The organism is Streptomyces sp. NPDC001728, from assembly GCF_040297565.1.
GTDB lineage: Bacteria > Actinomycetota > Actinomycetes > Streptomycetales > Streptomycetaceae > Streptomyces.
Window position 1 is genome coordinate 588,768 of record NZ_JBEOZK010000001.1, and the last position, 12,085, is coordinate 600,852.

At 70.7% G+C, this 12,085-nt stretch carries 9 protein-coding genes and 5 tRNA genes; 8 read left to right on the plus strand and 6 right to left on the minus strand.

Annotated features, from left to right (window positions below):
• Nucleotides 1-41: 41 nt before the first annotated feature.
• Complete coding sequence (gene bldC, locus ABT154_RS02720) at nucleotides 42-248, plus strand: developmental transcriptional regulator BldC (protein ID WP_003949541.1); 207 nt, start codon at nucleotides 42-44, stop codon at nucleotides 246-248.
• Nucleotides 249-603: 355 nt separating this feature from the next.
• Here the strand turns inward: bldC and ABT154_RS02725 are convergent, their stop codons facing one another.
• From ABT154_RS02725 to hrpA, 3 genes are all read right to left on the minus strand, one after another.
• On the minus strand, nucleotides 604-915 hold the full coding sequence (locus ABT154_RS02725; protein ID WP_351851901.1) for a DUF6274 family protein: 312 nt from the start codon (nucleotides 913-915) through the stop codon (nucleotides 604-606).
• Nucleotides 916-1,039: 124 nt separating this feature from the next.
• Nucleotides 1,040-1,113, minus strand: a tRNA-Asp gene (locus ABT154_RS02730).
• Between the two features lie 88 nt (nucleotides 1,114-1,201).
• Nucleotides 1,202-5,164 carry an ATP-dependent RNA helicase HrpA gene (gene hrpA, locus ABT154_RS02735; protein ID WP_351851903.1) on the minus strand — a complete coding sequence of 1,321 codons (3,963 nt, stop codon included), beginning with the start codon at nucleotides 5,162-5,164 and terminating at the stop codon, nucleotides 1,202-1,204.
• A 139-nt stretch (nucleotides 5,165-5,303) separates the two neighbouring features.
• Here hrpA and ABT154_RS02740 point away from each other — a divergent pair, with 139 nt between their 5' ends.
• The 3 genes from ABT154_RS02740 to ABT154_RS02750 all read left to right on the plus strand — a co-directional run bounded on the left by ABT154_RS02740 (nucleotide 5,304) and on the right by ABT154_RS02750 (nucleotide 7,549).
• Nucleotides 5,304-5,786 carry a hypothetical protein gene (locus tag ABT154_RS02740; RefSeq protein WP_351851906.1) on the plus strand — a complete coding sequence of 161 codons (483 nt, stop codon included), beginning with the start codon at nucleotides 5,304-5,306 and terminating at the stop codon, nucleotides 5,784-5,786.
• A gap of 69 nt (nucleotides 5,787-5,855) precedes the next feature.
• Entirely contained in the window at nucleotides 5,856-6,701 is an 846-nt protein-coding gene (locus ABT154_RS02745) for a DsbA family protein (protein WP_351852050.1), read from the plus strand.
• Entirely contained in the window at nucleotides 6,698-7,549 is an 852-nt protein-coding gene (locus tag ABT154_RS02750) for a cytochrome c biogenesis CcdA family protein (protein WP_351851908.1), read from the plus strand. Before ABT154_RS02745 ends, ABT154_RS02750 begins: the two co-directional genes overlap by 4 nt.
• A gap of 126 nt (nucleotides 7,550-7,675) precedes the next feature.
• Here ABT154_RS02750 and ABT154_RS02755 read toward each other — a convergent pair.
• The 3 genes from ABT154_RS02755 to ABT154_RS02765 form a co-directional block, all read right to left on the minus strand.
• Nucleotides 7,676-7,749 (minus strand) — tRNA-Phe (locus ABT154_RS02755).
• 22 nt (nucleotides 7,750-7,771) lie between these two features.
• Nucleotides 7,772-7,845: transfer RNA gene (locus tag ABT154_RS02760), tRNA-Asp, on the minus strand.
• Nucleotides 7,846-7,885: 40 nt separating this feature from the next.
• Nucleotides 7,886-7,958, minus strand: a tRNA-Glu gene (locus tag ABT154_RS02765).
• Between the two features lie 105 nt (nucleotides 7,959-8,063).
• Here ABT154_RS02765 and ABT154_RS02770 point away from each other — a divergent pair.
• The 4 genes from ABT154_RS02770 (at nucleotide 8,064) to ABT154_RS02785 (ending at nucleotide 12,006) form a co-directional block, all read left to right on the plus strand.
• On the plus strand, nucleotides 8,064-8,414 hold the full coding sequence (locus tag ABT154_RS02770; protein ID WP_033208941.1) for a metallopeptidase family protein: 351 nt from the start codon (nucleotides 8,064-8,066) through the stop codon (nucleotides 8,412-8,414).
• 237 nt (nucleotides 8,415-8,651) lie between these two features.
• Nucleotides 8,652-9,173 (plus strand): hypothetical protein, encoded by a 522-nt coding sequence (locus tag ABT154_RS02775; protein ID WP_351851911.1) that lies wholly within the window; start codon nucleotides 8,652-8,654, stop codon nucleotides 9,171-9,173.
• 197 nt (nucleotides 9,174-9,370) lie between these two features.
• Complete coding sequence (locus ABT154_RS02780) at nucleotides 9,371-11,764, plus strand: DEAD/DEAH box helicase (protein WP_351851914.1); 2,394 nt, start codon at nucleotides 9,371-9,373, stop codon at nucleotides 11,762-11,764.
• A 169-nt stretch (nucleotides 11,765-11,933) separates the two neighbouring features.
• Nucleotides 11,934-12,006, plus strand: a tRNA-Lys gene (locus tag ABT154_RS02785).
• The last annotated feature ends 79 nt before the right edge of the window (nucleotides 12,007-12,085 follow it).

The window sequence follows — 12,085 nt, forward strand, 5'->3', positions numbered from 1 at the left end:
GAAAGAACCGAGATGGTTCGGTTCTCCCGAGGAGGCCGCTCATGACCGCTCGCACCCCTGATGCCGAGCCGCTGCTGACCCCTGCCGAGGTTGCCACGATGTTCCGCGTGGACCCGAAGACGGTGACCCGTTGGGCGAAGGCCGGGAAGCTCACGTCCATCCGCACGCTGGGTGGGCACCGCCGCTACCGCGAGGCCGAGGTTCGCGCGCTGCTGGCGGGTATTCCGCAGCAGCGCAGCGAGGCCTGAGGTCGCGCACGCACCCCGCTGTACCCGTAACACCGGGCCGCTCCGGATCCCCCAATCCGGTGGCCCACCCCTAGCTCTGCCGACGGATTCCTGCCCCAACAGGCCTTCGTCATCGATCGCGCTGGACTCCGCCGGGTCTGGCGCGATCTTCTTTTGTGTCCGGCGCCACTCCTCGGAAGCCGGTGCAATTGCACATATTAAATCGGGCTGGTGTAGGGAGGGTGTAAGTGAAGCGGTTTCTGAAACTGCCTCAGTGACACCCGTCACACTGGCGAAGCCTTGCCAAAGAACAGCCTCCCACTGTGAGGAAGCCTCCCAACCCGCCGTTGGTCATGGGTCGGTGGGACTTTCGTCCTCAGTGGCCGGCGGCTCCTGCCGGGGCCGGCCTCCCGGCTTCCGGGGCCCCGCCTCCCGGCTTCCCGGGCCCCGCCTCCGGCTTCCCGGGCCCCGCCTCCGGCTCCCCGGGCTCTTCCCCCGGCTTCTCGGCCGGTTCCTCGCCCTCCGGGAGCTCCAGGGGCTCCGGAAGCTCGGGAAGCTCCATGGCGAGCCGCAGGAGGCGATGGCAGACCGGGCAGTGGCGCGTGAGATGTCCGTAGCGGGAAGCGGCTGCCAGATGGGCGCGCAGCAGTGCTCCCGTGTCGTGCCGTGCTGCGGACGGCGCGGCCATGCGCGACCACCTCCGGTGTGGGCCACCGATCCCTGATGTCCGGGGTACCGGCGGGCGCCTGGCCCCGTCAAGACACGGAACACGACGAAGGCCCGCATCTCGCGATGCGGGCCTTCGTGAAAAGCGAACCTGACGGGACTTGAACCCGCGACCTCCACCTTGACAGGGTGGCGAGCTAACCAACTGCTCCACAGGTCCTTGCTCGCAGCCCCTCGTAAGTGGCTGCGAGGAAGACTGTACAGCAGGTCAGGGGGTCTGGTCGAACTCACCGACGGTGAGGTCCCCCCTAGGGCGCCGCCGCGTCGATCGCCTTCACGATCCGCTTGTCCGAGACCGGATACGCCGTCCCCAGCGCGTGGGCGAAGTAGCTCACCCGCAGCTCCTCGATCATCCAGCGGATGTCGGTCACCTCGGTGGGCACCGGGCGGCCCTTGGGGAGCTGTTCGAGCAGCCAGGCGTACTCGTCCTGCATCTCCTGGACCTTCTCCATCCGGGTGGTGTCCCGCTGCACCCCGGTCGGCATCTGCTGGAGCCGCCGGTCCACCGCCACCAGATAGCGCATCAGGTCCGGCAGCCGCTTCAGCCCCGTACGGGTGACGAACCCGGCCGGCATCAGCCAGGCCAGCTGCGCCCGCACGTCGGTCAGGTTGTTGATCAGGGCCAGGCTGTTCGTCGACTTCAGCCGGCGCTCGCAGGCCTGCCAGGCCGCCAGGATCTGCTGGACCTGGCCCACCGTCCGTACCGTCATGTCCACGAGGTCCGCGCGGACCCTGTCGTACAGCTTCCGGAACGACTCCTCGTCCCAGGCCGGGCCGCCGTGGTCCGCGATCAGCCGGTCGGCGGCGGCGGTCGCGCAGTCGTCGAAGAGGGCCTGGATCGAGCCGTGCGGGTTCGAGGACAGGGCCAGCTTCTGCTGGTTCGTCAGCTTGTCCGAGGCGAACTTCGCCGGGTTCACCGGGATGTTCAGCATGATCAGCTTCCGGGTGCCCCGCCACATCGCCCGCGCCTGCTCGGCCTCCGAGTCGAAGAGCCGTACGGCGACGGTCGCGCCCTCGTCCACCAGCGCCGGGTACGCCTTGACCGGCTGCCCGCCCCGCTTGGTCTCGAAGACCTTCGTGAGCGTCCCGATCGTCCAGTCCGTCAGCCCCGTGCGCTCCAGGGACGGCCCGGAGCCGTCCGGGCCCCCGGTGGCCGCCGCGGCGGCCTGCGAGAGGGCCTTACGGGCCTTCGGCCGCAGCTGGAGCCGCAGCGTCTCCAGGTCCTTGTCCTCGGCGAGCTTCCGGCGCCGCTCGTCGACGATCCGGAAGGTCACCTTGAGGTGCTCGGGCACCTTCGCCCAGTCGAAGTCCTCGGCCGTGACCGGGACGCCGACCATCCGCTGGAGCTCGCGGGCGAGCGCCCCCGCCAGCGGCTCCTGCACCGGCACGACCGCGTCCAGGAAGCGCGTCGCGAAGTTCGGCGCGGGCACGTAGTGGCGGCGGATCGGCTTGGGCAGGGAGCGGATCAGCTCGGTGACGACCTCGCCGCGCAGACCCGGGATCTGCCACTCGAAGCCGTCGTCCGTCACCTGGTTCAGCACCTGGAGCGGGATGTGGACGGTCACGCCGTCCGCGTCCGCGCCCGGCTCGAACTGGTACGTCACCCGGAACTTCAGCGGGCCCTGCCGCCACGAGTCCGGGTAGTCGTCCTTGGTGACCGCCCCCGCCTTCTCGTTGATGAGCATCTCGCGCTCGAAGTCGAGGAACTCCGCCGCAGCGCCTCCTTCGTGGAGCTTGCGCTTCCACCAGGAGTCGAAGTGGGCGCCGGACACGACGTGCTCCGGGACGCGCTTGTCGTAGAAATCGAAGAGCGTCTCGTCGTCGACGAGGATGTCCCGGCGGCGGGCCCGGTGCTCCAGCTCCTCGACCTCGGTCAGGAGCTTGCGGTTGTCCGCGAAGAACTTGTGGTGGGTGCGCCAGTCGCCCTCGACCAGCGCGTTCCTGATGAACAGGTCGCGGGAGACCTCGGGGTCGATCCGGCCGTAGTTCACCTTGCGGTCGGCGATGATCGGGACGCCGTACAGCGTCACCTTCTCGAAGGCCATCACGGCCGCCTGGTCCTTCTCCCAGTGCGGCTCGCTGTACGTCTTCTTCACCAGGTGCTGGGCGAGCGGCTCGATCCACTCCGGCTCCACGCGCGCGTTGACCCGGGCCCAGAGCCGCGAGGTCTCCACCAGCTCGGCGGACATGACGAAACGCGGGGGCTTCTTGAAGAGCGCGGAACCGGGGAAGATCGCGAACTTGGCGCTGCGGGCACCCAGGTAGTCGTTCTTCGCGCCCTCCTTCACGTCCTTCATGCCGATGTGCGAGAGCAGACCGGCGAGCAGCGACACGTGGACGGACTGCTCGGGAGCGTCCTCCTCGTTGACATGGATGCCCAGCTGCTTCGCGACCGTCCGCAGCTGGGTGTAGATGTCCTGCCACTCCCGGATGCGCAGGAAGTTCAGGTACTCCTGCTTGCACATCCGGCGGAAGGAGCTGGAGCCCCGCTCCTTCTGCTGCTCACGGACGTACCGCCACATGTTCAGGAAGGCGAGGAAGTCGCTCGTCTCGTCCTTGAACCGGGCGTGCTGCTGGTCGGCCTGTGCCTGCTTCTCGGCCGGCCGCTCGCGCGGGTCCTGGATGGAGAGCGCCGCCGCGATCACCATGACCTCGCGGACACAGCCGTTCCTGTCGGCCTCCAGGACCATGCGCGCGAGGCGCGGGTCGACGGGCAGCTGGGCGAGCTTCCGGCCCTGCTGCGTCAGCCGCTGCCCCTTCTTCCCCTCCTGAGGGGACTTCTCGTTCGGTTCGATCGCGCCCAGCTCCTGGAGGAGCTGCACGCCGTCCCTGATGTTCCGGTGGTCCGGCGGGTCGATGAAGGGGAACTTCTCGATCTCGCCGAGGCCGGCCGCGGTCATCTGGAGGATGACGGAGGCCAGGTTCGTACGGAGGATCTCCGCGTCCGTGAACTCCGGACGGGTCAGGAAGTCGTCCTCGGAGTACAGCCGGATGCAGATGCCGTCGGACGTACGGCCGCAGCGGCCCTTGCGCTGGTTGGCGCTGGCCTGGCTGACCGGCTCGATCGGCAGCCGCTGCACCTTGGTCCGGTGCGAGTAGCGGGAGATGCGGGCGGTGCCCGGGTCGATCACGTACTTGATGCCGGGGACCGTCAGGGAGGTCTCGGCGACGTTCGTCGCGAGGACGATCCGGCGGCCGGAGTGCGCCTGGAAGACCCGGTGCTGCTCGGCGTGCGAGAGGCGGGCGTAGAGGGGGAGGACCTCGGTGTTGCGCAGGTTCCGCTTGAGCAGCGCGTCCGCGGTGTCCCGGATCTCGCGCTCGCCGGAGAGGAAGACCAGGACGTCGCCCGGGCCCTCGGACTGGAGCTCGTCGACGGCCTCGCAGATCGCGGTGATCTGGTCCCGGTCGGAGTCGTCCGAGTCCTCTTCGAGGAGGGGCCGGTACCGGACCTCCACGGGGTACGTACGGCCGCTGACCTCGACGATCGGGGCCTCGCCGAAGTGGCGGGAGAAACGCTCCGGGTCGATCGTCGCGGAGGTGATCACGACCTTGAGGTCGGGGCGCTTCGGCAGCAGCTGGGCCAGATAGCCGAGCAGGAAGTCGATGTTGAGGGACCGCTCGTGGGCCTCGTCGATGATGATCGTGTCGTAGGCGCGCAGCTCGCGGTCCGTCTGGATCTCGGCGAGCAGGATGCCGTCCGTCATCAGCTTCACGAAGGTCGCGTCGGGGTTCACCTGGTCGGTGAAGCGGACCTTCCAGCCGACGGCCTCCCCGAGGGGGGTCCTCAGCTCCTCCGCGACGCGTTCGGCGACCGTGCGGGCGGCGATACGGCGGGGCTGGGTGTGCCCGATCATGCCCCGGACGCCCCGGCCCAGCTCCAGACAGATCTTCGGGATCTGGGTGGTCTTCCCGGAGCCCGTCTCACCGGCGACGATCACGACCTGGTGGTCACGTATCGCCTCCAGGATCTCGTCCCTCTTCTGCGAGACGGGCAGCTGCTCGGGGTACGTGACCGGGGGCACGCGGGAGGCGCGCCCGTCGACGCGCTCCTTGGCCTTGGCCGCCTCGACGGCGATCTCGTCCAGGACGGCCGCGCGGGCCTCGGGCTTGCGGATGCGGCGGGCGCCTTCGAGACGGCGGCCGAGCCGGTGGGAGTCCCGCAGCGAGACCTCGGCCAGGACGGACTGGAGGGCGGCGAAGGAAGTAGACATACGGATCCCAGGATCGCACCTGCGGCCGAGAAGCGGCGAACCGATTTACGGGCGGCTTCCCGGGGGACGCGAGCCGGGGCGCGCGAGCCGGGGGTGCGTACTATTTCGGACACGTCGACGAGGACCGGAGAGGTTTCGCATGTTCCGCACCACCCGCGTGCCGGCGGCGCTCGCCGCGGTGCTGGCGGCGCTGGTGCTCGGACTCCTGGTCTGCGGGACGACGGGCGCGTCGCCCCTGGTGGGGGCGGCGCTGACGGCGCACCCGGGTGGGGCCTCGCTGACGGCGCCGTTGCCGGGTCCGGTGACGGCCCTGCCGACGGCTCCGTTCGCGGCGGGCGCCGAGCCCCGTGCCGAGCCCGTCGACGCCCCGCTCGTGGTCCGTGCCGGTCTGCCCGGTGTGCCCGGCTGCGATCCCGGTCACGCCGGCGGTGAAGGGGCCGCCGGTCCCGTCGTACCGCCGCGTGCGCACGGTTTCGCGGAGCTGCTGCCCGCGCTCGCCGCCGACCGGACGCCCTGCGGGGTCCGGCAGCCCGGTCCTGGCGACCCGGCGGCGTCACCGGGACGGGAGCCACCCGCGCGCGTACCCCTGTCTCCCGTGGAACTGTCGGTCCTGAGGGTGTAGACGGACGGCCTCCTCCGCCGTAGCCCGTCTTCCTCTTCCCCTGTCCTCCAGGAGCGCTTCCGCATGTCCATGTCCAAGTCCACGCCCACGTCGAAGTCCGCGCCCAAGCCCGCGTCGAAGTCCGCGCCCAAGCCCGCGTCGAAGTCCGCGCCCAAGCCCGCGTCGAAGTCCGCGCCCAAGTCCAAGCCGATCCTGATCGTCTCCGGGGTGGCCGTCGCCGCCGTGCTGCTCGGTGTCGTCTCGTACACCGCCACCAGGCCCGCGTCCCCGGGCTCCCCCGGTTCCTCCGCCGTCGCGGAGGTCTCCGCCGACCCGTCCGCCGGTGTCTACGCCGAACTGGAGGCCTACGCCCGCCGCGACGCCTCCGACAAGCTCGCCCTCGGCCGCGCCGACGCGCCCGTCGTCCTCATCGAGTACGCCGACTTCAAGTGCGGCTACTGCGGGAAGTTCGCCCGCGACACCGAGCCGGCCCTGGTGAAGCAGTACGTCGACAACGGCACCCTGCGCATCGAGTGGCGGAACTTCCCGATCTTCGGCGAGGAGTCGGAGGCGGTCGCCCGCGCCTCCTGGGCGGCCGGGCAGCAGGGCCGGTTCTGGGAGTTCCACAAGGCCGCCTACGCGGAGGGCGCCAAGGAGAAGGGCTTCGGCAAGGACCGGCTCGCCGCCCTCGGCAAGGAGGCGGGCGTCCCCGACGCGGCCCGGTTCGCCAAGGACACCGACGGCGAGGCGGCCCGCGAGGCGGTCCGCAAGGACCAGGAGCAGGGCTACTCCCTGGGCGCCACCTCCACCCCGTCCTTCCTGATCAACGGCCGTCCGATTGCCGGAGCGCAGCCCCTGGAGACCTTCACGGAGGCCATCGAGGCGGCGGCGCAGGCCGCTCCGAAGAAAACCGCCCCGAAGAAGGCCGGCCAGTGACCTCGGGCATCGGCTACTTCGCCGCCTTCCTCGGCGGACTGCTCGCCCTCCTCAGCCCGTGCAGCGCCCTCCTGCTGCCGGCCTTCTTCGCGTATTCCATCGACACGCGCGCGAAGCTGGTGGCCAGGACCGGCATCCTCTACCTGGGTCTGGCGACCACCCTCGTCCCGCTCGGCGCGGCCGGCTCCTTCGCGGGCCGCCTCTTCTACGGCCATCGGGACCTGCTGGTCACCGTCGGCGGCTGGCTGATCGTCGGGCTCGGGGTGCTCCAGATCCTCGGCATGGGCTTCGCCTCCCGCCGGGTCGCGGAGGCGAGCGGGCGCATCCGGCCCACCTCGGCGCTCTCCGTCTACGCCCTCGGCCTGGTCTACGGCCTCGCCGGCTTCTGCGCGGGCCCGATCCTGGGCAGCGTCCTGACGGTGGCGGCACTGAGCGGCAGCCCGGCCTACGGGGGACTGCTCCTCGCGGTGTACGCCCTCGGCATGGCGGTGCCGCTGTTCGTGCTCGCCCTGTTCTGGGAGCGGTACGACCTGGGCGGCCGGTCCTGGCTGCGCGGCCGGCCGCTGCGGGTGGGCCGCCTCACGCTCCACTCGACCTCGGTGCTCTCGGGCCTGTTCTTCGTGGCCCTCGGCACGCTGTTCCTGGTCTTCGACGGGACGACGGCGCTGCCGGGCCTGCTGTCGGTGGACGAGTCGTTCGCGGTGGAGGAGCGGGTGTCCGCCCTCGGCCGGGCGGTCCCGGACTGGGCGCTGCTCGTCGCGGTGGTGGCGGTGGTGGTCCTGGTGCTCGTGCTGCGGGGCAGGCGGGGGAGCCAGGAGAGCCGTACGGGGGAGCGCGAGGAGGTATGACGGGTACGGGGGAGGGGCGCGGGCCCCTTCCCCGTACGGCCCTGGCTTCCCGGGCTCCTGGCTTTCCAGCCTGGCGGTCCTGGGAACGACGAAGGCCCCGTTCTCTCGAACGGGGCCTTCTGTTTGTGGCTGGGGCCGGGGTCGAACCGGCGACCTATCGCTTTTCAGGCGATCGCTCGTACCAACTGAGCTACCCAGCCACGAGGTCATTGCTGACCTCAGCGACTCTGACGGGACTTGAACCCGCGACCTCCACCTTGACAGGGTGGCGAGCTAACCAACTGCTCCACAGAGCCAAGTTTGTGCGCGATCACTAGTCTCGCACACGGTAATGCGTACCCCCAACGGGATTCGAACCCGTGCTACCGCCTTGAAAGGGCGGCGTCCTGGGCCACTAGACGATGAGGGCTAACGGACCAACCTGCGCGCTTCTCAGCGCGTCGGGGACGTGAGAAGCATATGGGATGCCGGGCGCTATCGCCAAAACGGTTTCCCGCAGGGGGACAATGGGCCCGTGCTGGAGATGACGCGCGAGGAGTTCGAGGAGCTTGTCGCCGAGGCCCTGGACCGGATTCCGCCGGAGCTGACGCGGCTGATGGACAACGTCGCCGTGTTCGTGGAGGACGAGCCCGCCCCCGACGATCCCGAGCTGCTCGGGCTCTACGAGGGGACACCGCTGACCGAGCGGGGTGAGTGGTACGCCGGCGTCCTGCCGGACCGGATCACGATCTACCGCGGGCCGACGCTGCGGATGTGCGAGTCGCGCGAGGACGTGGTCGCGGAGACCGAGATCACCGTGGTGCACGAGATCGCCCACCACTTCGGCATCGACGACGAGCGGCTGCACGCGCTGGGCTACGGCTGAGCCGCCGGGGCGCTTTCGGGCGTGTCCCTTGTGGCGCCCGGGGAGTTGGGCAGTGCATCGCGTTCCGTTCCTGCCTGTTGTGTCCCTGGAGGTGCCCCTGTGCGCCATTTGCCCACCCCGGTGAGATGGGCCGCCACCGCGCTGGCCGTCGCGGCCTGTGCCGGTCTGAGCGGCTGTATGAGTGTGAGTGACGAGGGGGCGAAGCCGGCGCCCGGTGCTTCCGACGGGAAGCGGGGCGTGACGTCCGAGTCCGGGGGCGAGGGCGACCGGGGCGGCGACGGCGCGTCGGAGAACGGCCGGAGGGGTCAGGGCGGCCCCGACGTCACCGGCGCCGGTACGGGGTCCCCGGTGCCCAGCGGCTCGCCCTCGGGCACCGCGAAGCCCGTCGTGGGCGAGGTGGTGCCGGTGGAGGGCCCCGGCGGTGCGCCGAAGCCGCAGCCGTCGGGCGGCGGTCACGAGAATCCGGGCGGCGCCGGGGGTGGCTCCGCCGGGAACGGGGGCGGCAGCGGCGGGAACGGCGGCGGTTCCGGCGGCCCCGGGGGCGGCGGGGTCACGCCGTCGCCGGAGCCGCCGGAGCCGACCACGGCGCCGACGCCGGAGCCCACCGTGCCGACCCCCGAGCCGACGCCGGAACCGACCTCCAACCCGAGTGATCCGCCGCCGTCCGGGACCGACACCCAGATGGGTGCGCTGCGGGCCGCGGACGGGCCGGGCGCGCCCCCGGAGCCGGCGGCTTCCCCGCAGGTCGGACCGGTGTGACGCAGTCCGATTTGCCATGGGTGAGGGAGAGTGCGTATGGTGGTAGATCGTTTGATCCCATTGCCCGGCGCCGACACAGAAGAGCGCCGTGTGGCGCGTACTCTCCCTAGCCGTGGCTGACCGCATTGAGGCGGTCGTTTGCGAAATCACGGAGTTGACGGGCGCGTGCCGAGACTCCGGAAGGTTTCGCATTTCGCATGTCCATTTTCAGTTCTGACCACGCCGTCATGCCCGAGAACGACGAGATCGTCGAGGCCGTAGAGGCCACCGAGATCGTCGAGGCCGCGACGGCCGTCATCGAGGCCGAGGCCGACGACCTCACCGACACCGACACCGACATCGACGCCGACACCGACATCGACGCCGAGGCCGGCATCGACACGGAGGACTCCGACGAGGAGCCCGCCGAGCCCACCATCACCTTCGCGGACCTCGGTCTGCCGGAGGGCGTCGTGCGCAAGCTCGCGCAGAACGGTGTCACCACCCCCTTCCCGATCCAGGCGGCGACCATCCCGGACGCCCTGGTCGGCAAGGACATCCTCGGCCGCGGCCGTACCGGCTCCGGCAAGACCCTCTCCTTCGGTCTGCCGACCCTGGCCCAGCTGGCCGGCGGCCACACCGAGAAGAAGAAGCCCCGCGCGGTCATCCTCACCCCGACCCGTGAGCTCGCGATGCAGGTCGCGGACGCCCTCCAGCCGTACGGCGACGTGCTCGGCCTGAAGATCAAGGTCGTCTGCGGCGGTACGTCCATGGGCAACCAGATCTACGCGCTGGAGCGCGGTGTCGACATCCTCGTCGCCACCCCGGGCCGTCTGCGCGACATCATCAACCGTGGCGCCTGCTCCCTGGAGAACGTCCAGGTCGCGGTCCTCGACGAGGCCGACCAGATGTCCGACCTGGGCTTCCTGCCCGAGGTCACCGAGCTGCTCGACCAGGTCCCGGCCGGCGGTCAGCGCATGCTCTTCTCCGCCACCATGGAGAACGAGATCGGCACGCTGGTCAAGCGCTACCTGAACAACCCGATCAGCCACGAGGTCGACAGCGCCCAGGGCAACGTCTCGACCATGTCGCACCACGTCCTCGTCGTGAAGCCGAAGGACAAGGCGCCGGTCACGGCCGCCATCGCCGCCCGCAAGGGCCGCACGATCATCTTCGTCCGCACCCAGCTGGGCGCCGACCGCATCGCCGAGCAGCTCGTCGAGTCCGGTGTGAAGGCCGACGCGCTGCACGGCGGCATGACGCAGGGCGCCCGTACCCGCGTGCTCGCCGACTTCAAGGACGGCTACGTCAACGCGCTGGTCGCCACCGACGTCGCCGCCCGAGGCATCCACGTCGACGGCATCGACCTGGTCCTGAACGTGGACCCGGCCGGTGACCACAAGGACTACCTGCACCGCTCCGGCCGTACGGCCCGCGCCGGCAAGTCCGGTGTCGTCGTCTCGCTGTCGCTGCCGCACCAGCGCCGCCAGATCTTCCGGCTGATGGAGGACGCGGGCGTCGACGCCTCGCGCCACATCATCCAGAGCGCCGGCGCCTTCGACCCCGAGGTCGCCGAGATCACCGGCGCGCGTTCGCTGACCGAGGTCCAGTCGGACTCCGCGAACAACGCCGCCAAGCAGGCCGAGCGCGAGGTCGTCGACCTGACCAAGCAGCTGGAGCGCCTGCAGCGCCGTGCCGTCGAGCTCCGCGAGGAGGCCGACCGCCTGGTGGCCCGTGCCGCCCGTGAGCGCGGCGAGGACCCCGAGGTCGCCGTGGCCGAGGTGGCCGAGGCCGCCGAGGCGGAGATCGCGGCCGCCGCCGCCGAGGCCGAGCGTGCCGCGCGTGCCGAGGAGCAGCGCCGCGAGGAGCGCCCGGCCCGCGACGACCGCGGCAACTACGAGCGCCGTGACCGTGGCGGCTTCAACCGCGACGACCGCGGTGACCGCGGTGGCTTCCGTGGTGGCGACCGCGGTGGTGACCGCGGCGGCTTCCGTCGTGACAACGACCGTCCGTCCGGCGGTTTCCGTCGTGACGACCGCCCCTCGGGCGGTTTCAACCGCGATGACCGTGGTGGCCGTTCTTTCGAGCGTCGTGACAACGACCGTCCGTCCGGCGGTTTCCGTCGTGACGACCGCCCCTCGGGTGGCTTCAACCGCGATGACCGTGGTGGCCGTTCTTTCGAGCGTCGTGACAACGACCGTCCGTCCGGCGGTTTCCGTCGTGACGACCGCCCCTCGGGCGGTTTCAACCGCGATGACCGTGGTGGCCGTTCTTTCGAGCGTCGTGACAACGACCGTCCGTCCGGCGGTTTCCGTCGTGACGACCGCCCCTCGGGTGGCTTCAACCGCGACGACCGTGGTGGCGACCGTGGCGGCCGCTCCTTCGAGCGTCGTGACGACCGCCCCGCCGGCGGCCACCGTGGCAGCGACCGTCCGTTCAACCGCGACCGTCGCGACGACCGCCCCGCCGGCGGCTTCCGCACCGGTGGCGGCGACCGCCCGTACGGCCGCCGTGACGACCACCGCGGCACCGGCTCGACCGGTTCGACCGGTTCGACCGGAGGCTCCTTCGGCCGCCGTGACGACAAGCCGCGCTGGAAGCGCAACGGCTGAGCACAACTGACCTGACGAACCAGGGCCCGCACGCCACTCCGGTGACGCACGGGCCCTGCTTCGTACCCGGGCCCGAGCGGGAGCGCCCGTCGGAGTCGGCGACCCGTGTCGGATACCCGATCGGTTCCGGGGAGCTCTCGGGCTATGCTGCACGGGTGTGCTTGTCCACGGGCCGTTAGCTCAATTGGCAGAGCAGTGGACTTTTAATCCATTGGTTGTGGGTTCGAGTCCCACACGGCCTACGTGTGGCAGGCGGAGGGGAAACCCCCTGACCTGCTGCGGAGCGCCCCGACCGGTTTCTACTGGTCGGGGCGCTCCGTC

Bases quoted from the DNA above. Each gene is read 5' to 3' on its own strand.
- ABT154_RS02725 (WP_351851901.1), bottom strand. From the start codon at position 915: ATGGCCGCGCCGTCCGCAGCACGGCACGACACGGGAGCACTGCTGCGC.
- ABT154_RS02745 (WP_351852050.1), top strand. From the start codon at position 5,856: ATGTCCAAGTCCACGCCCACGTCGAAGTCCGCGCCCAAGCCCGCGTCG.
- bldC (WP_003949541.1), top strand. From the start codon at position 42: ATGACCGCTCGCACCCCTGATGCCGAGCCGCTGCTGACCCCTGCCGAG.
- ABT154_RS02740 (WP_351851906.1), top strand. From the start codon at position 5,304: ATGTTCCGCACCACCCGCGTGCCGGCGGCGCTCGCCGCGGTGCTGGCG.
- hrpA (WP_351851903.1), bottom strand. From the start codon at position 5,164: ATGTCTACTTCCTTCGCCGCCCTCCAGTCCGTCCTGGCCGAGGTCTCG.
- ABT154_RS02780 (WP_351851914.1), top strand. From the start codon at position 9,371: ATGTCCATTTTCAGTTCTGACCACGCCGTCATGCCCGAGAACGACGAG.